The organism is Rhodococcus daqingensis (genome assembly GCF_042665615.1).
GTDB lineage: Bacteria > Actinomycetota > Actinomycetes > Mycobacteriales > Mycobacteriaceae > Rhodococcus_G > Rhodococcus_G daqingensis.
Genome location: NZ_JBHTCS010000002.1, coordinates 427,992 through 452,198 on the forward strand (window position 1 = coordinate 427,992; position 24,207 = coordinate 452,198).

14 protein-coding genes are annotated in these 24,207 nt (G+C 69.1%); 5 read left to right on the forward strand and 9 right to left on the reverse strand.

Annotation, left to right across the window (positions count from 1 at the left end; genetic code table 11):
* Positions 1-58: 58 nt before the first annotated feature.
* Both ACFQS9_RS03315 and ACFQS9_RS03320 read right to left on the reverse strand, forming a co-directional pair.
* The gene (locus ACFQS9_RS03315) at positions 59-502 is read right to left on the reverse strand and encodes a limonene-1,2-epoxide hydrolase family protein (RefSeq protein ID WP_378401626.1); all 444 of its coding nucleotides are present in this window, start codon (positions 500-502) and stop codon (positions 59-61) included.
* A 231-nt stretch (positions 503-733) separates the two neighbouring features.
* A complete protein-coding gene (locus ACFQS9_RS03320) occupies positions 734-1,957 on the reverse strand; it encodes a cytochrome P450 (RefSeq protein WP_378401508.1) in 1,224 nt (407 codons plus the stop codon).
* Between the two features lie 91 nt (positions 1,958-2,048).
* Here ACFQS9_RS03320 and ACFQS9_RS03325 point away from each other — a divergent pair, with 91 nt between their 5' ends.
* Positions 2,049-2,942: a helix-turn-helix domain-containing protein gene (locus ACFQS9_RS03325; RefSeq protein ID WP_378401510.1), complete on the forward strand. Its 894-nt coding sequence runs from the start codon at positions 2,049-2,051 to the stop codon at positions 2,940-2,942.
* Here ACFQS9_RS03325 and ACFQS9_RS03330 read toward each other — a convergent pair.
* The 4 genes from ACFQS9_RS03330 to ACFQS9_RS03345 form a co-directional block, all read right to left on the reverse strand.
* Positions 2,923-4,092 (reverse strand): zinc-binding dehydrogenase, encoded by a 1,170-nt coding sequence (locus ACFQS9_RS03330; RefSeq protein WP_378401514.1) that lies wholly within the window; start codon positions 4,090-4,092, stop codon positions 2,923-2,925. The genes ACFQS9_RS03325 and ACFQS9_RS03330 overlap by 20 nt on opposite strands.
* Positions 4,089-5,516 carry a lipase family protein gene (locus ACFQS9_RS03335; protein WP_378401516.1) on the reverse strand — a complete coding sequence of 476 codons (1,428 nt, stop codon included), beginning with the start codon at positions 5,514-5,516 and terminating at the stop codon, positions 4,089-4,091. The genes ACFQS9_RS03330 and ACFQS9_RS03335 overlap by 4 nt, the downstream gene beginning before the upstream one ends.
* A 27-nt stretch (positions 5,517-5,543) precedes the next feature.
* Positions 5,544-16,193, reverse strand: coding sequence for an SDR family NAD(P)-dependent oxidoreductase (locus ACFQS9_RS03340; RefSeq protein WP_378401518.1), 10,650 nt, complete (start codon positions 16,191-16,193; stop codon positions 5,544-5,546).
* Between the two features lie 84 nt (positions 16,194-16,277).
* A complete protein-coding gene (locus ACFQS9_RS03345) occupies positions 16,278-16,889 on the reverse strand; it encodes a TetR/AcrR family transcriptional regulator (protein ID WP_378401520.1) in 612 nt (203 codons plus the stop codon).
* Positions 16,890-17,048: 159 nt separating this feature from the next.
* On the opposite strand from ACFQS9_RS03345, the gene ACFQS9_RS03350 reads away from it, so the two are divergent.
* Positions 17,049-17,996, forward strand: coding sequence for a metal-dependent hydrolase (locus ACFQS9_RS03350; RefSeq protein ID WP_378401522.1), 948 nt, complete (start codon positions 17,049-17,051; stop codon positions 17,994-17,996).
* Complete coding sequence (locus ACFQS9_RS03355; RefSeq protein ID WP_378401524.1) at positions 17,996-19,156, forward strand: hypothetical protein; 1,161 nt, start codon at positions 17,996-17,998, stop codon at positions 19,154-19,156. Before ACFQS9_RS03350 ends, ACFQS9_RS03355 begins: the two co-directional genes overlap by 1 nt.
* Positions 19,157-19,233: 77 nt before the next feature.
* Here the strand turns inward: ACFQS9_RS03355 and ACFQS9_RS03360 are convergent, their stop codons facing one another.
* Positions 19,234-19,665 (reverse strand): hypothetical protein, encoded by a 432-nt coding sequence (locus ACFQS9_RS03360; RefSeq protein WP_378401526.1) that lies wholly within the window; start codon positions 19,663-19,665, stop codon positions 19,234-19,236.
* A 331-nt stretch (positions 19,666-19,996) separates the two neighbouring features.
* On the reverse strand, positions 19,997-20,623 hold the full coding sequence (locus ACFQS9_RS03365) for a hypothetical protein (RefSeq protein ID WP_378401528.1): 627 nt from the start codon (positions 20,621-20,623) through the stop codon (positions 19,997-19,999).
* 348 nt (positions 20,624-20,971) lie between these two features.
* Between ACFQS9_RS03365 and ACFQS9_RS03370 the strand changes: the two genes are divergently transcribed.
* Both ACFQS9_RS03370 and ACFQS9_RS03375 read left to right on the forward strand, forming a co-directional pair.
* The gene (locus ACFQS9_RS03370) at positions 20,972-21,874 is read left to right on the forward strand and encodes a hypothetical protein (protein ID WP_378401530.1); all 903 of its coding nucleotides are present in this window, start codon (positions 20,972-20,974) and stop codon (positions 21,872-21,874) included.
* Positions 21,875-21,973: 99 nt separating this feature from the next.
* Positions 21,974-23,356, forward strand: a complete 1,383-nt coding sequence (locus ACFQS9_RS03375) for an MFS transporter (protein ID WP_378401532.1) — start codon at positions 21,974-21,976, stop codon at positions 23,354-23,356.
* Positions 23,357-23,564: 208 nt separating this feature from the next.
* On the opposite strand, the gene ACFQS9_RS03380 is transcribed toward ACFQS9_RS03375, so the two are convergent.
* Positions 23,565-24,119, reverse strand: coding sequence for a dihydrofolate reductase family protein (locus ACFQS9_RS03380; protein ID WP_378401534.1), 555 nt, complete (start codon positions 24,117-24,119; stop codon positions 23,565-23,567).
* Between the last annotated feature and the right edge of the window lie 88 nt (positions 24,120-24,207).

The following is a 24,207-nucleotide window of genomic DNA, read 5'->3' on the forward strand; positions in this document are numbered from 1 at the left end:
CTCCCGTCGTCGGGTTCACCCCGGGCGCCCTGGCGCGGCAGGGTGAACCCGACGTCGGTCAGTTCACGACCTCGGCGCGGTCGTGCCGTTGGTTCAGTGGCTTCTGGATCGACGGGACCACCAAGGCGGCGATGCCTCGAACGAACGCCTTCGTCATGTCGAAGAGGTCGAAGTAGTCGCGCCACACGGTGATGCGGCCCGCTCGGACCTCGAATCGGCCGCACACCCAGAACTGTGCGCGCAGCTTGCCGATCCGGAGCTCGTCCACCCGTTCGGTCAGCACGACGGCCCCGTCGGCGGCACTGTTGACGACCTTCACACCGAAACCCATGAAGGGCCTGTCCAACTGCCTCAGGACGAACGCCGTCTGGCGTCGCCCGCGGGCGGTCGGGAACCCGACGTTGGTGTAGACGATGCCGTCGTCGACGAGGCCGAGCGCGCCTCGGGTGTCGCCGGCGGACAGCCGGTCCAGGAACTGGCGAACAACGTCATCGGGTTCCATCACGTCTCCAATTCTCCTGGAAGGTGGGCCGCCGTCAGCCGGCGTCCTGGGTTCCCTGGTTACCCGAGGTGCCGCGCAGCTTGCGCCACTGCGTGGTGATGACGTACTTGACGAGCAGGCCGTAGTTGCGGAGCTTTTCCATCAGGGGTCCTTAGGTGAGTTGAATTCGTGCGTCGATGTCGCGAAGGTTCTCGGTGACTCGGTGGTGGATGCAGACGTCACCCAGTATTGTCACCGATCCCATTGCACGGCAAGCTCGTTGGGGCCGCGAAGCGCGACGCCGACCTGGCTGGTGACCTTCGCGCGCTCCGCGGCGCCGTCCTGGAGTCGCAGCCCGGGCAGCCGCTCGAGCAGCGCGGTGAGTGCGGTTTCCAACTCGGCGAGGGCGAGCCAGTTGCCGGCACAGCTGTGCGGACCCTGACCGAACGAGAGCATCGCCGTCTTGCGGCGAGTGATGTCGAATCGGTGCGGGTCCGGCCATTGGGCGGGGTCGCGGTGGGCGGCGTTGACGGAGAAGATCATCGGCGTCAGGGCGGGGATCTCGATGCCGTTCCAGGTCGTCGCCTCGGGGCAGGCCCGGGGCAGCAGCCCGACCGGGGGTTCCCAGCGCAGCCCCTCCCAGACCGCCCACAGCGCGTGCTCCTCGAGATCGGAACGCAGGATCTCCATCTGATCGGGGTGGGTGAGCAGGGCGGAGAGGGTGTTGCCGAGCGCGAGCATGGTGGTGTCGGCGCCGGCGGGGAACAGCAGCCGCAGGAACGAGAGGACCTCCTCGTCGCTGAGCGTGGCGCCCTCGAGCCCGTCATCGTGCAGGGTCTCGGTGACCAGAGTGGAGATGAGGTCGTCACCGGGGTTGCGGCGGCGCTCCGCGAGGATCGGGGTGAGCAGGTCCGTGAACTCCTGCGAGGCACGCATCGCCGCCTCGGGATCGAACGGGAAATAGAACAGGTCGTGCGCCCACTTGTGCACCTGCGCCTCGTCGGTGACCGGCAGCCCGATCAGGCGGCTGATCAGCAGCACCGGATAGCGGGTGGTGAACTCGGCGACCAGGTCGACGCTGCCGCGGTCGGCGAACCGGTCGATCAGCTCGTGCGCGAGCGGCTCGAGCAGCGGGGTGATGTACTCGGCGATCACCTTGCGGCGGAACGGCGGCGAGATCAGCGACCGGTTCTTGCGGTGCTCGTCCCCCGCCATGCACTGCAGGGTCTTGCCCAGCACCGGTCCGGTGGTCATCGGGTAGATCGCCGACGCGGGGAAGGTGTCCTCGTCCTTGAAGGCGGCGGTGACCAGCTCGTGGGTGAGCAGCAGCACCGCGCGCACACCGGCGAACGGGACGACCGCGTAGGGCTTCTTCGCGCGCAGGTCCTCCAGGACCGTGTGAATGTTCGGGTTGTCCTCGAAGGCGAAGTCCACCCCTTCGATGTCGAAGCTGTCGAGAACGGATGGTGCGGTCACCGGCACTCCTCAGGCTGACACGAATACTCAGTACGAGTATTCGCATAATGTGATACGTTTATTTGTATTGTGCCCGAGAGTAGGAGCTTCGATGGCAGATGACAAGAGCGGCGGCACCAGCCCGTCCCCACCCACGGACCGGGTCGTGTCGATCGTCGAGATGCTCGCCTCGCTCGAGGCGCCCGCGACCTCCGCCGATCTGGCGGACGGGCTCGGCCTGAGCCGGTCGACCGTCGGATCGATCCTCAGCGCACTCCGCGAACGCGGATGGGTGCGCCGGCAGGCGGACCTGCGCTACGCCCTGGGTCCGGCACTGGCCGGCGTCGCGGAGAAGGCCCGGGAGGCGCTCCCCGTCCCGAACGGACTCGCCGCTCGCATCGAAGCCCTCGCCGCCCGCGTGGGCTGCGGCGCGGCCCTGAGCCTCGTCGAGGACGGCAGGCTGGCCTTCGTCGCCATGACCGAGGGCCTCGGCCACATCCCGGCCGGTATCGAGGTCGGCCTGCGGCTGCCCATGCAGGCCCCCGGCGGGGCCGCGGTGGTCGCATTCTCCGATCGCGCGCTCCAGCAGCGGTGGCTCGACACCGTCCCGGTCGAACGCAGGGCGCAACTCGAGAGCTCGCTGGCCCAGATCGCGGACAGCGGTGTCGGGGTCTGGGGCGCCGACGCCGCAGACATCGATCGGATCGACATTCTGGCGCAGGTGGTTTCGCATCTCTCGGCCGATCCCGCGAGCCAAGGCCTGCGCGACCGGGTCCAGTCGATCATCACCGATACCAGCGGTCACCTCTACGACACGGCGACGCTCGCATCCGAGCGCGACCTGCCCATCAGCTATCTGTCGGCGCCCGTCTTCGATTCGGTCGGGACACCCGTGTGGGAGCTACAGATCGGCCCGCTCCGGCCTGCCGTGTCGCACAGCGAGCGTGGGCACTACATTCGTGAAATAACAAACGCAGCAAAAGAACTCAGCGTATGGAAGTCGTGAACTCCTGATCCTTCGGGTCGATCAGGATCTTCGCGTGCTCCTCGGGGTTTCCGAGAGCAGTGAAGGCGTTCTCGACGCCGGCCAGCCCGACGGTGCCGGTGATCAAGGGCGACGGATCGACCTTGCCGTCGGCGATCATGTACAGCGCCTGGCGGAATTCCCTTGGGTCGTATCCCAATACGAACCTCAGGTCGATCTCCTTGTTGATCGCCATCGCGGGGCGGATTCGATCGGCCTCCATACACACCCCGACCACGACGACACGCGAGAGCAGGGGAGCGCCGGCCAGGATCTGGTCGATGACCCCAGGAAGGCCGACACACTCGAAGACGACCGGGCCCGACGGTGTCGCCCCGACCGCATCCGCTAGCCGGAACGCGTGCCACCACGGCAGCTTCGGAACCCTCTGCAGCCTCTCCATCGTGTCGATGCCGAGATCGAGCAGGTCGCGGACCCCGCCGAGCTCGTTCCTCTGAGCGTAGGAGGTCCACGGAGAGTGCGTCGCGGGGTCCACCACGACGTCGGCTCCGCACTGCGCGGCGAGCGCGCGCCGATGCGGAGAGAAGTCGCTGGCCACCACGGTGCGGACGCCCGACGCCTTGAGCATGCTGATGACGGCCAGGCCGATGGGTCCGCAGCCGATCACGATGGCGGTTTGCCGCTTTCCGACCTCGCCCCTGCGCACCGCGTGCCAGGCCACCGCCATCGGCTCGGTGAGGGCGGCCTTCTCGGCCGACAGACCGTTGGGCACCGCAATCGTCATGGCCTCCTGGACGACCACCTGTTCCGCGTAGCCGCCCGGCGCCGCGGCCGAGAGACCGGTCAGGTGGACCCCGGAGCTCTGGCGGAGGACCGGCAGGGCGACCACCCTGGTCCCGACCGGCCAGCGCTCACGGCATCCGGGCCCGTACTCCACGATCTCACCGCAGAATTCATGCCCGAGAACGATGTCCTGGTGCGAGCGCATGAAACCGTCGTAGCCGGTTTCCGCGGCCAGATCGGCCATCTCGTCGCAATGGACGCGCGCGTGCAGATCCGAGCCGCAGATCCCGCAGCGCAACACGTCGATGAGTACCTGGCCCGTTCCCGGCGTCGGCACCGGGACCTCGGACACCCTCAACCGTGCGTCGGTGCACAGCACGGCCTTCATCGTGTGCTCCCGGCGAGAATGGCGTTGAGGGTGCCGCCGATGTAGCTGGGCCCCAGGGTGTTCAGCGCCTCGGGGGTGGTGATCGTGGACAGCGTCTGGGTGCTGCAGGCGCGGTCCGACGAAGGATCGTCGATCTGGGCGCGGAGCCAGGCGAGGGCGGCGGGGGCGCCCAGGGCCCACAGCGCGGTGTGGGCCGAGAGCACGCTGGGGAACGGATCGCGCTGATAGGTGACGGAGGTTCCGGCCCGGCAGTACCGGTCGACGAGTCGGTCCGCCGACTCGATGGTGCTGAGCTCGTCGTTGATTCCGTTGTAGAGGTAGAGGGGAGCGGTCGGGACGCCCTGGCCCAGCGTGCGCTCGGCGAGCAGCTCCCGGGTCAGCGGGTCGGCCAGCACCTGGTTCAACGGCACGGTCAGATGGCTGTCGAAGTCGGTGAAGGGGAAGGACAGCAGATTCTGCGGGGTGCAGTCGGCGGCCGCGGCGGTGGCCATCTGCCGACCGGCGGGCGTCAACATCTTGTCGAGCAGAGCGGCGAACTCGGGGGAGTCCTGCGCGAGTCCGGCCAGTCCGATCGCGACGAGCCCCGCGACCAACGAGCCGTTCCCCTGGCGGACGGCCGTGGCGAAGTCGGGTACCGGCGCGCCGATGGCCATGCCGGCCACCCGCAGCTCGGGTGCGTAGGTGGGCTGGACCTCCGCGGCCCAGCTGGTCGCGATCCCGCCGCCGGAATAACCCCAGAAGAGTGCGGGCGTGCTCCGGTCCACCGCACCGACCTGCTGGAAGTTCTGGACCGCTCGCACACCGTCCAACGCCACGTATCCCGGCTCACGGGGGGTGAGGAACCGATTCTCGATGCCACCGAGGTCCGGCACCGACACCACCCAGTTCTGTTCCAGGCCTGCGGCGATCATCGGAACCTCGCTCGCCGTCGTCGACAGGGCGACGGGTCCGGTGTCGCCGGTGGGGTTGAACCACGGCGCGCCGGTCCGGAGCACGCGTGAGGGCATGCAGTCCGGCGCGATCGCGTCGATCATGCTGTCGTAGGACAGGATCGCAGCGGGTGCGCGATCACCGTTGCGCGCCAGGACCGTCGTGACGGCGGCATAGGGGCGACCGTTCGAGTCGGTGGTCCGATACAACAGCTGCCAGGCACGCACCTGCATCGGGATCAACTGCAATGCCGATGCCTGGATCTCGCGTGACCGCAGCACCGTTCCCGGCTCGGAATCGGCGAATCCCTCCGGTGGAGAGTAGAAGTCGTCAATGCGGTTGGGGGTGGCCGCGGCAGGCGAATGGGCCGCGGCGGGGATAAACGAACCGGCGACGACGAGTGCCGCGGCAAGGGCACGGATTCCGCCCCACCGAACGCCACGCGCGGTGGCCCGGGCGGACAGGTCGAGCCATCGGTGTGCGTTGGACGACATCGGCTGAATGTAGAACATGTTGGCGCCTCACAGTTCGCGATCGATCAGGTCGAGGATCTCCTCGCTGGTCGCCGCGTGAATCCTGTCGACCGCCCCGGCCCGCGCCCTGTCGGTCGCACCGACCTCTGCCACCAGGCTCGCCAATCGCTGCGCGATCTCGGACCGTGCCTCGCTGTCCTCCCCGAGCTCGGCGATGGTCGCGCGGAGCCGGTCGACGTCGGCAAGGGCCACCGACACCGGATCCGGAACGAGTTCCGCGCGCAGGAACTCGGCGACGGCACGCGGGCTCGGATGATCGAACACCATGGTCGGCGGCAACCGCAGCCCCGTGGCAGCCCCGAGATGGTTGCGGAGTGCGACGGCCGCCAGCGAGTCGAAGCCGAGTTCCTTGAATGCCTGGTCGGGCTCGACCGAGTCCGACGCCTCGTACCCGAGCACCACGGCGGCCCCGCTCCGCACCAGCTCGAGCATCAGGTGTCGCTGTTCGGGAATCGACAGGGTGGCCAGGCGCTGCGCCCAATCCGACGGCCCGGACCCGGTCGGTCCGATCGCGGACGGATCCGACCCCGCGGCGCGCGGCCGCGACTCCCGGATCAGGCCGCGCAGGGGGGCGGGAACATAGGGCGCCGCGGCGCCGGAGTGGTCGAACCGAGCGGCGACCACATTCGGGACACCGGCGGTCAACGCGCCGTCGAACAGCGCCAATCCGTCGACGGCGGACATCGGGACCATTCCGCTGCGCCGCGCCCGGGCCAGATCGATCGCACCGAGTTTGTCGGTCATCGCGCTCGGCGGCGCCCACATCCCCCACGCGATCGACAGCGCGGGCTGCCCGAGGGCGTCGCGATGACGGGCCAGGGCGTCGAGAAACATGTTCGCGGCCGCGTAGTTCGCCTGCCCGGGCGCCCCGAGAATGCCTGCGAGCGACGAGAAGATGACAAACGCTCGCAGGTCGGATCCCGCGGTCAGCCGGTGTAGATGCCAGGCCGCGTCGACCTTCGGCCGGAGCACAGCATCCAGTCGCTCGGGGGTGAGCGAAGCCAGGGTCGCGTCGTCGATCACGCCGGCCGCGTGGATCACCGCCGTCAGTGGGTGTTCCGACGGTATCCGGGAGAGCAACCCCGCGACCGCCGACTCGTCGGAGGTATCGCAGGCAACGATGCTCACCTCGGCCCCCATGCCGCTCAGTTCTCGGCGCAGTTCGTCGCAGCCCTCGGCGTCGGGTCCGCGCCGGCTGGCCAACAACAGATGCCGGGCCCCGTGCTCGGTCGTCAGGTGCCGAGCCAGCAGGGATCCGACGGTGCCGGTGCCACCGGTGACCAGGACGGTGCCGTGGGGGTCGAACAGCGAACCGGCATCGGCGGCGGCACGCAGCCGCCGCAACCGGGGCGCGAACACGACGCCGTTCCGGACCGCCACCTGCGGTTCCCCGCTCGCCAATGCCGACGCGATCGCGGCCACGGCGTCCGATGCGTCGTCGAGGTCGATCAGCACGAACCGGTCCGGGTTCTCGTTCTGTGCAGAGCCCACCAGACCCCACACCGCCGCCGCCGCGAGGTCGGCGCGGTCCCCGCCGCCGCGCTCGTCGTCGACGACCATCGCATCGCGGGTCACGATCACGAGCGTGCTGTCGTCGACTCCGTCGTCGTCCAGCCATTCCTGCAGCCGTCGCAGTATCCGCGCGCACAGTTCGTGGGTCGACTCCGGACCGGGCCCACCCTCAGTACCGCACCCGACCAGGACCGTCCACGAACGCCGGTCGCCCTCATCGGTCATCGACTCCATCGCGCTGCGCAACGCCGCCAGGTCGGGGTAGCTCGGGCAGGTCGGACCCAGGTCGTGGCCGCCGATCCCCTCGGCGCCGAGGACTGCGACCCGATCGAGAGTCCGCTCCGACGGGGCGGTCTCGACCCGAACCCAGCCCTCCCGGTGCAGTCGCTGTGCCGAACGACCGGCGCCGGCGACCGTCCTCGGTACCACCCGCAGCGCATCGACGGTCAGCACCGGCGCACCGTCGGGTTGGGCGGCGACGACGCGATGCGACCCGTCCTCACCGGTGCCGAACCACACCGACACCGTCGCCGCACCGACGGTGTGCAGACGGATTCCCGACCAGGTCCGCGGCCAACCGTCCCACCCGAGGAGGGGCTCGAGCGCCGCCTGCAACAGCGCCGGATGGAGGCCGAAACCGCTTGTGTCGGTGCCGTCCTCGACGCGCACCTCGGCGACGGCGTCGCCCGAGCCCTGGTGCGATGCCCGGGCGGTAGGGCCCACGACGTCGTCGATCGTCGCCGATGCGTTCCGAACCCAGGGGTCCGAGCCGTCGGTCTCACCGGGGTTCGACGAGATGGTGACCGTCCGAACGCCGTTGGTGGCGGTCGAGGACACCAGCACCCGAATCGATGCCAGCCCCGACGGCGAGAGCATCAGTGGGTCGTGCAGGGTGAGTTCGTCGATGTGGTCGAATCCGACGTGGTGAGCGACGTGCAAAGCGAGCTCCACCAGCACGGTCGGCAACACCGTCCTCGCGTCCTCGGCCGACGGCGGGTCGCCGTCGTCGACGGGAGCCCTCACCAGCCACGGATCCTGTTGCAGCGAGAGCTGTCCGGTGAACAGCGTCGCATCGTCCTCGAGGGTCACCGCCGCACCCAGCAGTGGATGGTTCGACGGAGCCAACCCGAGCTCGGTCGGATCGCCGAGGTTTCGCGCGGGCGCCGACGGCCAGAAAGAACGTCGCTGGAATGCGTAGGTGGGCACGTCCACCCGGTTCCGACCCGGGAACACCCGCTCCCAGTCGATCGGGATGCCCTGCACGTGAGCGGCGGCGACCGCCTCGATGATCCCGTGCGCCTCGTCCCCGCGTCCGGGCAGCGTGGCGATCGCGTTCGGGACCACCTCCGCGGCCAGTGCGGCCAGCGCCGCCCCCGGACCGACCTCGACGAGGCGGGTGACGCCGAGTTCGTCCAGGGCGCTCAGTCCGTCGTGGAAACGCACCGGTTGGCGGATGTGCTGTGTCCAATAATCGGGGGACATGAGTTCATCGGCGGTGGCGACGCGCCCGGTGACGTTGGAGACGACCGGAATCGCAGGCGGCTGCGCCGTCAGTTTCGATACGACTGCCGTGAACTCGTCGAGGATGGGTTCCATCAGGGTGGAATGGAAGGCCCGCTCGACCCGCAGGCTCGTCGTCTTCATCCCGGCGGCGGACAGCGCGGCCTCCGCCGCGCGTACGTCGCGTTCGCCGCCCGCCAGGACCACCGACTCGGAACCGTTGACCGCCGCGAGATCGACCCCGCCGGCGATCCGTGCCTCGACGTCTTCCGCTCGAGCCCGTACGGCGATCATCAGCCCCGGCTCGGTCGACTGCATCAACCGTCCGCGTTCGGCCACCAGGGCGGCGGCATCGGGCAGGCCGAACACTCCCGCGACGTGCGCGGCGGTGAGCTCGCCGATCGAATGACCGATCAGGTAGTCGGGGGCGATTCCCCAATCCCGCAGTAGCCGATACAGCGCGACCTCGACGGCGAACAACGCCGGCTGGGTGTACTCGGTACGGTCGAGCTTCGCACCACCATCCTCGGTATCACCCCAGAGCACATGCCGCACCGGGGTTTCCACGTGTTCGTCGAGTACGGAGCAGACCTCGTCGAGCGCGCCCGCAAAGACCGGGTAGGCGTCGTAGAGGCCACGGCACATACCGATCCGTTGCGCGCCTTGGCCGGTGAACATGAACGCCGTCTTACCGCGGGCGCTCGTCCCGGCGATGACGTTCCCACCCGTCCGTCCCGCGGCGATGCGGGCCAGGCCCTCGCGCAGGTCGGCCAGGGTCTCCCCGATCACCGCGGCGCGATGGGCGAACCCGGATCGGGTGGTGGCCAGCGAGTATGCGAGATCGGCGGGATCCGGGAGATCTGCCTCGCTCTGATCGAGGAAGTCGGCCAACCGTGCGGCCTGCGCGCGCAGGGCGTCACCGGTCTTTCCGGAGATCACCCAGACCAGCGGCGACTGCGGCGGTGAGGCCTCCGGCACCGCGGCATCGGGCGCCTCCGGCACCGAAGCGTCAGGCGCCTCCGGCACCGCGGCGTCGGGTGGCTGCTCCAGGATCATGTGCGCGTTCGTGCCACTGATCCCGAACGACGAGACACCCACGCGGCGAGGCCGTCCGGTCTCCGGCCACGCAACCGATTCGGCGAGCAGCGAGACCTCACCCGCGGTCCAGTCGACGTGCCGGGTGGGAGCGTCGCCGTGCAGGCTCGGAGGCAGTACCCCGTGACGCATGGCCATCACCATCTTGATCACGCCGGCGACCCCCGCCGCCGCCTGTGCATGGCCGATGTTCGATTTGACCGAACCGAGCCACAGTGGCCGGCCATCGCGATCCTGCCCGTAGGCCGCGAGCAGGGCCTGCGCCTCGATCGGATCGCCGAGTGTGGTTCCGGTGCCGTGCGCCTCGACGGCGTCGATGTCGGCGGAGCCGAGCGCTGCATCGGCCAGCGCCTGGCGGATGGCCCGTTCCTGGGAGGGCCCGTTCGGCGCGGTGATCCCGTTGGAGGCCCCGTCCTGATTGACCGCCGATCCACGGATGATCGCCAGCACCCGATGGCCGTTGCGTTGTGCGTCGCTGAGCCGCTCCAGCACCACCATTCCCGCGCCCTCGCTGAGCCCGGTGCCGTCGGCCCGATCGGAGAACGGCTTGCACCGCCCGTCCGCGGCGAGCCCGCGCTGGCGGCTGAACTCGATCAGGACCCCGGGCGTCGCCATCACCGTCGCCCCGCCCGCGAGCGCCAGCGTGCATTCGCCGTCGCGCAGCGCCCGGGCCGCGAGGTGCATCGCCACCAGCGATGATGAGCAGGCCGTGTCGATGGTGACCGCCGGACCCGTGAAGCCGAGGGAATAGGAGATCCGGCCGGAGGCCACGCTGTTGCTGGTCCCGGTCATCAGATAGCCCTCGGCGTCGACGTTCCGCTGACCCATCAGATGGAAGCCGTAGTCGCCACCCATCATCCCGATGTACACACCGGTGTCGACGAGATCGGGTGAATCCGGCTGCATCCCTGCCCGTTCCAGGGCTTCCCAGGCGCTCTCGAGGAGCAGCCGGTGTTGCGGGTCCATCGCGACCGCCTCGCGCGGGCTGATCCCGAAGAATGCGGCATCGAATTCGTCTGCGTCGTAGAGGAATCCACCCTCGCGCATATACGTCGTTCCGGCGCGGTTCGGGTCGGGATCGTACACCTCACCGAGGTTCCACCCCCGGTTGTCGGGATACGCGCCCACTGCGTTGCGGCCATCGTGGACCAGTCGCCACAGGTCTTCCGGGCAGTACACCTCGCCCGGGTATCGGCAGGCCATCCCGACGATGACGATCGGGTCGTCGTGCCTGCCGATGCGCGCTCGCGGGGGCGGCCCAGTGGCCGTACCGCCACCGAGCACGCGCACCACGAGTTCCCGGGTGAGCGCGTCGGCGGTGGGATGGTCGAACACCACCGTCGCCGAGAGGCTGACGCCGGTGGCCGTGGCCAGCTGATTGCGCAACTGCACGGCGGTGAGCGAGTCGAAACCGAGCTGCTTGAAAGCACGTTCCGGGTCGATCGCCTCCTTACCGTCATGGCCGAGAACGGCGGCCACATGCGTGGTGACGATGTCGAGCATTCTGCCGTGCCGCGCACCGGGGTCCAAGGCCCGCAACTCGTCGGCCAGGCCGGTGGGTGAATCGGCGGCGGCGACGCGGCGGCGACGGAATCCGAGGACTCGACGCAGGATCGGCGGTACCGGCTCACCGTCCGATCGAGAGGTGCGGGCCGAGAGCCGTAGCGGCACGATGAGCGGGCGGTTCACGGCGAGCGCGGAGTCGAACAGGGCCAGCCCCGACTCCGGGCTGATGGTGTCGATTCCGCTGCGCCGCAACCGGTCGAGGTCGGCCGCATTAAGGTGGGACGTCATTCCACTGGGTTTGTCCCACAATCCCCAGGCCATCGAGATCGCCGGCAGTCCGCGGGCGCGGCGATGCTGCGCGAGTGCATCGAGGACGACATTCGCCGCCGCGTAGTTCGCCTGGCCCGCGCCACCGAGCACGCCCGCCGCGGACGAGAACAGCACGAATGCCGACAGGTCTCGCTCGCGCGTGAGCTCGTGCAGATGCCAGGCGCCGTCCACCTTGGGACGGAGCACGGCATGCAACTGCTCCGGGCTCAAGGTGACCGCGGTGGCATCCTCGAGCACCCCCGCGGCATGGACCACGCCGGCCAGATCGGGGATGTCGGCGAGCAGGGCGGCCACCGCCGCGCGGTCGGCCACGTCACAGGCGGCGGCGCTGACCTCGACCCCCGACTCGGTGAACTCGGCCCTCAGCTCGGCATCGCTCTCGGCATCGAGTTCGTGCCTTCCGGTCAGCACCAGCCGGCGCACCCCGTGCTTCGCGACGAGATGGCGAGCGATCAGCCTGCCGATCGTCCCCGTGCCGCCGGTGATCACGACCGTGCCGCTCGGCCCAAACGTCGCGGAGCCGAAGGGAGCCGGTCCGGTGTCCGCGGCGCCCGGCGCCACCGCGAGGACGGGGGCCAGCAACACGCCCTCGCGGATCGCCAGCTGAGGTTCGTTGCAGGACAATGCCGTCGACAGCACCTCGGTATCCGCGAGCTCACCGGCCCGCCCATCCAGATCCACCAGGCTGATGCGGTCCGGATGCTCGTGTTGCACCGCACCGATCAGGCCCCACGCAGCTGCCGCGGCCACATCGTCCACCGGCTCGTCGTCGCGGACCGCCACCCCGTGCCTCGTCGTCACCAGCAGCCGGGTATCGGCCAGGCGATCGTCGCCGAGCCAGGATTGGACCGCACGCAACGTCGACTCCGCGGCGGCGTGCACCCGCGTCGGGATGTCCGGTTCATCGTCCGGTTCACCGGACAACCACAGGACGCGGCCGGTGGGATCACTTCCCGCGAGCGCCTCGGCGAGCGGCATCAGGTCCGCCGTACCCGCGCCGGCGGCACCGATGGGCATCCATTCCACGCGGTAGAGGCTGCCACCGACCCCGGCGACGGGCATGCGGGCGTCCCCGATCGGCCTCAGCGCCAACGAATCCGCGGTCAGCACCGGCTGGCCGGCGGCGTCATACGCGGATATCCGGTATCGCTCGGGCCCGGTCGTGGCGATGTGCACGCGCAGGTCCGTCGCGCCGACCGCGTGCAGCTGTACCGCCCCCCAGGCGAACGGCAGCCGGATCTCGCGTGCACCGGCCTCCGTGGATCCGAACGCGATCAGGTGCAGCGCCGCGTCGAGCACCGCCGGATGGATCCCGTACCCCGCGACCGCAGCGGCCGGGTCCTCACCACTCAGCCGGACCTCGCCGTACAGCTCGTCACCGCTGCGCCATGCTGCCCGCAGACCCCGGAAGGTCGGACCGTACCCGTAGCCGGCCTCGTCGAGCAGTTCGTACAGCCCTCGGACGTCGATCGGCGTGGCATCACTTGGCGGCCACTGCCGTTCCGGGGAAACTGGGGTGTCCACGGAGGCGGCGAGCGTCCCCCCGGCGTGCCGGGTCCAGGGAGTCTCCGGGGAGGCATCGGCCGGCCGGGAGTGCACCGTCACCGTGGCCTTCCCGGCATCACCGACGGCGAGCACGCTCACCTGCACGGCCACCTCGCCGTCGGCGGGGATCATCAACGGTGTCTCGATGGCGAGGTCCTCGAGCCGACCGCAGCCGACGCGGTTGCCCGCGTGCAGGGCGAGCTCCACGAAGGCCGTCCCGGGCAGGAGGACGGCGTCGTCCACGGCGTGATCGCTCAGCCACGGAAGCCGTTGTGGTGAAAGCAAACCCGTGAACACCACGCCCCGACCGTCGCCGAGTTCCACCGATGCGGCGAGCATCGGGTGACCGCCCTGCTCCATGCCCGCCGACGCGACATCACCCTGCGGCTCAGTGGTGTCCAGCCAGTAGCGCCGATGCTGAAAGGCGTACGTGGGCAGGTCGACCCACTGCTGTCCCTCCTCTCGCCGGGCCCAGCGGACCCGGTCCCACGCGACGTGCAATCCGTGTACCCGTGCCTCCGCGAGAGCGGCGGTGAACTGATGGAGGTCTGCGCGGTCGCGACGGAGGGTGCCGATGGCCCGGCCGGCGACACCCGCCGACTCGAGGGTGTCCTGCAGTGGAACGGTCAGGATCGGATGGCTGCACGACTCGATGAACAATCGATACCCGTCCGCGGCCAGCGCCCGCGTCGCCTGCTTGAATCGAACCGGCCGACGCAGATTCTGGTACCAGTAGTCCGCGTCGAGGGTGGTGCCGTCCACCGCGCCACCGGTCACCGTCGAGTAGAACGGAATCCGCGACCGCAAGGGCGTGATCGAGGCAAGGACGTCGAGAATCGGTTCGCGCAGGACCGACACGTCCGCGCAATGCGACGCGTATTCCACGGCGATCCGCCTGGCCTGGACGCCCTCGTGCTGCCACTGTCCGACCAGATCGTCGAGGGCATCGACGGGGCCGGACAGCACCGTGGCGGACGGCCCGTTGATCGCCGCCACCTCGACGGCGCCGGCCCAGGGTTGGATCTTCGCCCGCACCTCGTCGGCCGGCAGGGCCACCGAGGCCATTCCGCCGCCCCGCCGGGCCGATGCGGCGATCACCCTGCTGCGTGCCGCGACGACGAGCGCCGCGTCGGACAGGCTCAGAGCGCCCGCCACATGGGCAGCGGCGATCTCGCCCTGCGAATGCCCGACGACGGCCGCGGGTTCGACGCCGTGTGAGCGCCACAGGTTCGCGAGACCGACCATCACCGCGAACAACGCGGGCTGCACGACGTCGACCCGATCCAACGACGCCGGATCGCGATCGCGAAGCACGTCGAGGAGGGAGAAGCTCGTGTGGGGAGCGAGCGCATCGGCACACTCGCGCACGCTCTCGGCGAACTCCGGCGACGAATCCAACAGGTCCGCGGCCATGCCCACCCACTGCGCACCCTGGCCGGGGAAGACGAACACCGGCCGGTCCCCGGCCTCCACCGCCACACCGGTGACCACGTTGGGGCCGGGCGCGCCCCGGCCGAGCGCGTCGAGCCCGGCCAGCAGACCCTGGGGCTCGGCCCCGATCACGGCGGCGCGGTGCTCGAAGGTCGCACGCGATCGAAGCAGCGCCCCGGCGACCGCGGCCGGCGTCAGTTCCGGATGCTCGGCGGCGTACGCGCGCAACCGGTCCGCCTGGGCACGCAGCGCGGCCTCGGTCTGGCCGGACACGAACCAGGCCACCATTTCGGTTGGGGAAGTGGCGGTTTCGTCAGATCGTGGCGCGACCGTCGGGGCCTGTTCCAGAACGACGTGGGCGTTGGTGCCGCTGATGCCGAACGACGAGACCGCGGCCCGGCGGGGCCGATCGGCCTCCGGCCACTCCCGGTTCTCGGTGAGCAGGGACACCGATCCGGCGGACCAGTCGACGTGCGGGGTCGGCCGGTCGACGTGCAGGGTCTGCGGTAGGACGCCGTGGCGCATCGCCATGATCATCTTGATCACCCCGGCGACGCCCGCGGCCGCCTGGGTGTGCCCGAGGTTCGACTTGACCGAGCCGAGCCACAACGGCCGGTCGGGAGGGCGATCGCGGCCATAACCGGCAAGCAACGCGGACGCCTCGATCGGATCGCCAAGCGTGGTGCCGGTGCCGTGCGCCTCGACGGCGTCGACATCGGCCGGGCCCAGCCCGGCGTTTGTCAGTGCCTGCCGTATCACGCGCTCCTGGGCCTGCCTGTTCGGAGCGGTCAGGCCGTTGCTGGCGCCGTCCTGGTTCACCGCGCTGCCCCGGATGACGGCGAGTATCCGGCGACCGTTGCGCTGCGCGTCGGACAGGCGTTCCAACGCGATCATCCCCGCACCCTCGCCCCACGCCGTACCGTCCGCAGCGGCCGAGAACGCCTTGCACCGCCCGTCGCGGGCCAGACCGCGCTGCCGGCTGAACTCGACGAACACCGCAGGGGTCGCCATGACGGTCGCCCCGCCCGCCAGTGCCAGCTCGCACTCGCCGCTGTGCAGCGCCTGCATGGCGAGGTGGATGGACACCAACGACGAGGAGCACGCCGTGTCGACCGTGATCGCGGGCCCGCACAGGCCGAAGCTGTACGCGACGCGGCCGGAGGCGACGCTCATGGCGTTGCCGGTGATGAAGTAGCCGGCGAGGTCCTCGGGCGGCATGCCGCCGGCCAGCGCTCCGTAGTCGATGCCGGACAGGCCGGTGAACACCCCGACCTGGCCACCGTGCACCGACCGCGGATCGAGGCCGGCGTTCTCGAAGGTCTCCCAGCTGGTCTCGAGCAGCAGCCGCTGCTGGGGATCCATGGCCAGCGCTTCGCGGGGCGAGATGCCGAAGACCTCCGGATCGAATCCCGCCGGGTCGTCGAGGAAGCTGCCCTGCGCCGTGTAGGTCGTACCGGCGTGCTCGGCCTTCGGGTCGTAGAGTCCCGCCAGCCCCCAGCCCCGGTCCTCGGGGAACCCGGCGACCGTGTCCGAACCCGATTCCACCAGGTGCCACAGGTCCTGCGGCGACCGCACCCCGCCGGGATACCTGCACCCCATCCCGATGACGGCGATCGGTTCGCGGCTCACCCCTTCGGCCTCGCGAAGCTTCTCTTTCACCTGGTAGAGCTCTGCGGTGACCCGCTTCAGGTAGTCGAGGAGCTTCGCCTGATCGGCCATGAGATCAGCTCCTTACCCAGAGCCCCCCGTGCCAGCGCGGACATCGATTGTATCCGCCACCCTCGCCCCGGGTCAGCGGTCTGATCAACGGACGGCTTTTTGGGCGACGATCGCGGCCCCCATCCAGCGGCGCAGGTATCGCCGCAGGTCATCATCGCTCCGGGGCGGGTCACCTGGGGAGACGAAGAACGACTGCATCGTTCGCAGGACGTATTCGACGAGCTCGTGGAGTGCCGCGTCGTCGTACCCGTGGCGCCCCCAGTCGACGTCGAAGCGCCGGATCATCGTCATCCCGAAGGCGCGCGCCTCGTGGGAGGTCATGCCGTCGGGGTGGACGTTCGAGTACGAGCTCGAGAGCAGAAGGCCCAGATGCGGCGTTCGGCGAACCTCGGCCAGGGTGTAGACCACACCCTCGGTCATCGCCTCGACGGGATCCTCCAGGCCGCGTACCTGCTCCGTCAGTCGATCGAGGAAGCCGGCGACGGACGCGATGGCCGCGGCCCTCATCAGCGCGTCGGCGCTGGGGTAGTACCGATACACCGTCTGGCGGATGACGCCGAGCGACTCCGCGACGTCGGCGATGCTGATCGCTGATCCGGTTCGACCGATGAGATCGACTGCAGCGGCGACAATTCGGCGGGACGCCTCGTCATCGTCGCCCGGCGGACTCCCGCCCCACCCACGTCTGCGCGCCACCGGCCGGACGGTACCAGGCGCCGGTTCCGGCACCGGGTGAACATCCGATTCGGCAAAGTCATCATACATAGTGGCGATCACTCGTATGATCACGACATCGTGGCCCTGCCCTACCCGGACCGTGGCCCGCCCGTACCGACGGAAACGAGGAATCGCCGCATGACCGACCTGAAACCCCGCAAGATGGACTTCGGATTCGACGACGAGGATGTCCCGTTCCTGTGGAACCCGGCGAACCCGGCGTGGTCGTCGATGTCGAACGCGGTCTCGTTCCTGGCCATCGGCTTCGAGAAGATGATCGTGAAGCTCATCCTGCAGGCCAAGCCGCTGATCACCGACCCCGAGGTGGCCGCGGAGGCGGTGGCGTTCATGCGCCAGGAGGGTCACCACTCGACCGCCCACCGGCAGCACGTGAACGCGCTGATCCGGCGCTATCCCGGACTCCAGAACACCCTCGACGCGGTGATCGGCGAGTTCGACCTGCTCACCGAGGCCACCTCGATCAACTACCGGCTCGCCTACACCGCCGACCTGGAGGCCACCTTCACCCCGGTCTTCAAGCTGATGCTCGACAACGAGGCGACCCTGTTCGCGCCCGGCGACGACCGGGTCGCGTCCCTGTTCCTCTGGCACTTCGTCGAGGAGGTCGAGCACCGCAGTTCGGCGCTGATCATCTACAACTCCGTCGTCGGCAACGAGCTGTACCGGATGCGGATGGCCGCATCGATCTTCGCGCACGTGATGAAGTCGATCCGGATCGCGTGCGCCGGCTTCAACCAGCACGTTCCGCTGTCCGAGCGGAAGGTCGACTCGATGTCGATGTTCGCCCGGCACCGGGCCAAGCAGAAGGTGCTCACCACCTTCGCGCCCTACCTGACCAAGGGGCCGATGCCGCGCGCCTTCGACGGTCTGCCGATCGGTGAGCAGCTCACCGCGCTGTCCGGCGCCATCCGCAGCCAGCTGCCCAAGCACGACCCGACCCACGAGAAGCTACCGGAGCTGGCGGGCCGGTGGTTCGAGCGTTACGACGCCGGCTACGACTGCACCCGCTGGTACACCGCCGAGTCGCGGCCCGCCGCCGAGCCGATCACGCAGGGGGCGAACTGATGTCGGACATGTGTTCGCCCACCTTCTCCGATCTTGCGACGCGCCTGGGGTTCTCGTGCGAGGAGGCCGGCGGGTTCGCCGAGTTACGCAACCCGGCCGCGCTGGAGAACTGGACGCTGCCGGTTCTCGAGTGGACCATCGTGATCGGTTCGGTGCTCGCGTTGGTCTACGCGATCGTGCGGCTCCGCCGGCACGGTGATCCCACCAACCTCGTGCTGTGGTTCGGTGCCACCGCGTTCCTGTTCGTGATCGAGCCGCCGATCTACTTCCCAGCCACGTTCCACACCGAGGAATACCTCGGCACGATGTTCGCGCACAACGTGTTCACCGTGGACTTCCTGTGGGGTCGCCTACCGCTGTACATCATCGCGATCTACCCGCTGATGGCGACGCTGGCGTTCGAGATCGTCCGCATGCTCGGCGTGTTCCGGCGCTACGGGGTGTTCCTCGGCGCGGTGTGCGTCGGCTTCGTCCACCACGCGTTCTACGAGATCTTCGACCAGCTCGGACCGCAGCTGCGCTGGTGGGAGTGGGCGCTCGACAACAAGGTCAACCAGCCCTTCTTCGATTCGGTTCCGCTGCCCAGCGTGGTGGTGTTCGCGGCGCTGTGGCCGATGTCGTTGGCGCTGTGCGTGCAGTTCTTCGTCGGACGGCACGTCGACGCGGGCCGGCGCTTCTCCGGGCTCGAACTGGTGTGGCGCACCGTGGTGATCGGTCTCACCGCCTCGGTCGGGGTGTTCGTGCTCCCGCTCCCGGCGACCGTCTTCGGCATGGGCAGCGATACCGTCCGCGGGTTCCTGTACGCGGCCGAACTGGTCGCGCTTTCGGCCGTCGCCGTGGTGGTCATGGCCCGGCGGTGGTCGCAGCTCCGCCGGGAATCCTCGGATACCGCCCGATACACCAACGACTTCGTCCGGTACTTCAGCGTGGTGTACCTGGCCGTGATGGCGCTGCTGTGGGCCACCGCACTGCCCGACTTCTTCGATGCCGTCGACGGCGTCACCCCGAACGGCGATCCGATCGGTAATCTCTGGTACACGCTGGCGTGCTTTGCTGTCGCGATCGTCTGCGTGATCGCCACATTCACTGTGCCGCAAGCGAAGGCCGGCGATGGCAGCATCCCGTCCGCCGGAGAACCGGCGGCGGCAGGCGCGGCCTAGGCGACCGCGAAGCCGTGCTTCGTGCGTCGAGACGGGAACCGTCGATCTGACGGTTCCCGTCTCGGCACGAGGGCTTGCTACCTGACGAGCGCAATGCCGACGCTCGGGCCACCGTCGGGCAGCCTGACGAGCGGGCTGTGCTGGAACCTCTGGGTCGTCCGATCGAACTCCGTCATCGGCGTGGAGACATTCGCGTGATGAGCCTCGTGCTTGTTCACGCTGATTCTGCCGTCGGCGCTTTCGGGCTGAACGTAGAACGTATCCGGAGCGACCGCGCCCACCGTCACGATTTTCGTTGTGGGCGAACTCAACACGTTGATGTCGTAGACGCGCCGGTACTCGACCATCTGGAACTCGCCCTTCGAGTATCCGTAGGTCTCGACCTGCAACGCCTCGTAGACCGGGAAGCCGGCGTTCCGGGCGGCGATCAGTGCCTGCACCGTCATTCCTTGGGGGGCGGCGATGTCGCCGACTGTCACGCCGGCGGCGGCTGCGGTGATGGGCGCCAACGCATCCGTGGTCGCACTCGCGGGAGCCGCCACCCCGATTCCGATCGCGACCGCGGCCGCTCCGGCAGTGAGTGTTCGCCTCGTGACGCTCTTCATGTGATCCCCCTCTGATTAGCCGCGCGGTGGCGGATGACGGAGGGGTGCTCCGTTGAGCAAACGCGACGCCCCCCGTTTCGCTTGCATCCCGAGTATCGGCGAGGGGCGACCGGTCATTACAGGGAGGACGACAGGGGAGCTGCCACGGCGGTCGATCCGGAATGTGCTGTCATGCCGGCGAGCACCAGCCCCGCGACCGCGGTGGCGGCGATACGCCTGGTGGCGGGCCGGCGCATCACAGCCACCCCGCCGCGCCGAAGCCGATGATCGCTGCGGCGTTGATGCCCAGGATTCCGCCCACGACCAGTGCCTTGGCCCGCACGGTGGGCAGATCATGCACGTAGAAGCACACCGCGAAGAAGGGCACGTAGCCGATGAGCCAGATGAGAAAGGGGAATCCCGGCTGCCACCATGACCATTCCCAGGTGAGCACACCGATCTTGTTGAGCAACACCTCTACGCCCACCGCCGCGGCCGAGTTGACCGCGACGAGAACCGGCCGGTTGGGCAGGCCGAAGATGCGGGTCTCCTTCGGGGGCAGCATTTTCGCCGCCGCGATCCCCATGATCGCGAACATGAAGCAGATCTCGATATTGAGACCGATGAGGATCTGATATGCGGTGGGCCCGATCGCGGCCCAGACGGGCGCACGATCGGTGAAGTGAAAGACCAGGGAGTTCCAGATCTCGTTGAACAGGTCCATCGCCCACAGCGCGAGCCCGGCGAACAGGACATTCCAGTTTCGCCGCTCGACCTCGACGGCATAGATGTAGATGACCATCAGCAACAGCGGAATCACGTACCACTTGAACAAACTCGCGTCACGAAGGATCTCAAGCGCCGCTCGGGCGTTGTCGGTCAACGGCTTTTCCCCCTGCTCCTGGATGGACCGGGCGAGTATGAAACAGGTTGACACTGAGCGTCAATATGTATCGCAAGATTCGTGCGGTCGGCTGGACAACGCGCAGGTGAGCCGCTGTTGACGATGCGGCGGCCCGATCCCCCTATCGTCCGATTCTCCCGAATCGTCTAGGCCCCAGCACAATTCGAACCCGGCTACCCGACGCCTCGCCCGCCTCGACGTCGCGGCCCGGGCCCGACCGCCCCCACGCCTCCACCTGTGACCCACGTCACATACTGCCTACTTGCGTATACCCCCGGGGGGTACTAACTTCGTCATCGGAACGACAACACGACGAGAGGCCTGGACATGAGCACCAACACGCACGGCGACCACGCGGCAACCCACGTCGATCACGCCGCCCACCACCACGGACATGCAGCGGCGGCCGCTCACACCGGCCATGCCGGACATGTCCACGCCACCCACGCGGACCCCGCGCCTGCCGCCCACCAGGCCCACGCCGACCACCACGCCCACGGCGCCGGCACCCCGGGAGGCCTCCAGATCACCCAGGACGGGTACACACTGGACCTCGCCGAGACCATCGTCCGCCCGGGCGAGCTCGACTTCCGGTTCCGCATCCTCGGCCCGGACGGCCGGCCGGTCACCGACTACACCCCGATCCACGACCGCGACCTGCACCTGATCGTGGTGAGGCGCGAGCTCACCGGGTTCTGGCACGTGCACCCCGAGCTCGCGGCCGACGGCACCTGGTCGGTTCGACTGAATCTGCCCGCGGCAGGCGCCTACCGCGTGTTCACCGACATCGCGCCGACGAACCTCGGGCACACGATCACCCTCGGCGCCGATCTCGCCGTCGCGGGCGCCTACGATCCGCAGCCGACGCCGAGCGAGAACCGCACCGCCGTCGTCGACGGCTACGAGGTGACTCTCGACGGGGACCTCGTCACCGGTGCGGGCGATCTGCTGACACTGACCGTGCGCCAGGACGGCCGGCCCGTCACCGACCTGCAGCCCTACCTGGCCGCCTTCGGCCACCTGGTGGTGCTCCGGGCCGGCGACCTGGCCTACGTCCACGTCCACCCGAATGGCGAACCCGGCGATGGGGTCACGGCTCCCGGCCCGGACATCACCTTCCACACCGCGGTGCCCGGCGCCGGAACCTACCGGCTCTTCCTCGATTTCAAGCACGGCGACACCGTCCGCACCGCCGTGTTCACCCTCACCGCCACCGCGCACCAGCACTGACACCAGCCAGACCGAAGGGAATCCCATGTGCGCCTGCCGCTGTCCGCGATCCCGTGGCCCACCCCTACCCATCTCCGCGCATTCGAAGGAATACCCGCCATGTCAAAGCCGACCATCACCTCACTGTTCGCCCACCGTGACTATCTGCGACTGTTCACCGCCCAGGTGTCCGCACTGTTCGGCACCGGATTGACCACCGTCGCACTCGGACTTCTCGCCTACGAGCTCGCCGGTGCCGACGCGGCAGCGGTGCTCGGTACCGCGCTGACGATCAAGATGATCGTCTACGTCACGGTCGCCCCGATCGTTGCCGCCTACGCCGACCGGTTCCCCCGCCGACCTTTCCTGGTCGGGCTCAACGTGATCCGCGCCGCGATGGTGCTGGCACTGCCGTTCATCGACCAGATCTGGCAGATCTACCTACTGATCGCGGTGCTGCAGACCGCCTCGGCCGCGTACACCCCGACCTACCAGGCGATCATCCCCGACATCCTCCCCGACGAGCGCGAGTACACCAGGGCACTGTCGGCCGCGCAGCTCGCCGCGACGATGGAGACCCTGCTGAGCCCGATGCTGGCGGCGGTGGCCCTGACCCTGGTCAGCTTCCACTGGCTGTTCGTCGGCACCGCCATCGGATTCGTGGTCTCGGCCGTCCTGGTGATCGCGACCCGCATTCCCGACGCCGGCGCCACCACCGAAGGCACATTCCGGGATCGGATCGCGGTGGGCATGCGGATCTTCGCCGCCACGCCGCGGCTGCGTGGACTACTCGGCCTGAACCTGGTGGTCGCGGCCGCAGGTTCGGTGATCATGGTCAACACCGTCAACTACGTCCGTGACACGCTCGGCGGAACCCAGTCCGGGGTGGCGCTGCTGTTGGCCGCCAACGGGTTCGGCACCATGCTCGTCGCACTGTCGGTGCCGCGGGTCCTCGACCGGGTCGGGGCCCGGCCGGTGATGCTGGCCGGCGGCGCCGGCCTGATCGCCGGACTCGGGTCGGCGGTCGCCCTGTCCACCGCCGACGGGGGAGACTGGCGCTGGGTCGCCGCGATCGGGGTGTGGGCCATGGTCGGCGCGGGCACCGCAGCGGTGCTCACCCCCACCGGCCAGGTGCTTCGCCGCTCGTCGCAACCCGCCGACCGGCCGGCGCTCTTCGCCGCCCAGTTCTCGCTGTCGCACCTGGCCTGGCTGGTCACCTACCCGATCGCCGGGTGGCTGACCAGTGCAGGACTCACCACCACCTGGGTGACGCTGGCCGTGATCGCCGGCATCGGAATCACTGCGGCGGTGCGGATGTGGCCGCGCAACGACCCGTCGGAGATCACGCACCTGCACGAGGCCGGGACGATCGACCCCGCCCGGCTGGCAGACGCCGACCGCGTGGGAGATCGCCTCTACCGGCACACCCACGTGTTCGTCATCGACGCCGAGCACCGGCGCTGGCCGACACAGGCAGCGCGGCAGCCTGTCCCGGTCGGGTGATCGCCTGGCGAGTCCCCCGCGGGCGCGTTCCCACGGCGCTTCGGTCAAGGTGGTCAACAGGGCGAAGGCCGCCCCTCCCGCAATGGGGAGGGGCGGCCTCCTGCCTGTACTGACCGTGGGCTAGAAGGGCCGGCCCAGCATCGTCGCGATCAGTTGCAGCGGCATCGTGACGAACGACGCCCCGACGAAGAGCGCAGATCGCAGCGGATCACCGGCCAGCCAGCTCGTGCCGGAGCAACACCACCTGACCGCCGTAGACGCGGGACTCAACGAGGCGCAGCGCGCTGCGCTGCTTCACGTCCGTGAACACCGGACGGCCACCGCCCAGCACGACCGGGTGCACGTAGATCCGGTACTCGTCGATCAGCCCGCGGCGGGTCAGCTCGGAGGCGAGTTCGCTACCGCCGAACAGGAGCAGGGTGCGGTGCTGCTTGGACTCCGCCAGCGTGGCTGGATCGGCGACGACGGTCGCGTTCCATTCCGCCGATTCCAGGGTGCGCGACACCACGACCTTCGGCTTGGCCCGCCAGATCGGCGCGAACGCCAGGTCGTGCGCGTGGGTCGACATCTCCTCGGCGCGCGGCCAGTAATTGGACATCATGTCCCACACCACGCGGCCGTAGAGGAAGGCGTCCGCCGCTTCGGCCAGCTCGTTGGTGTCCGCCGAGAGTTCGGAATCCATGACAGGCCAGTCGAATTCGCCATTCGGCCCCTCGATGTAGCCGTCCAGTGACTGGTGCACGATATGCACGATCTTTCCCACGTGGGTTCTCCTTCGAGTCAGTTGTCGCGCCCCACGACACGGGCACGGTCCCCGCTCGGCGCGAGCGGTGGAACCTCTTCAGATTGCC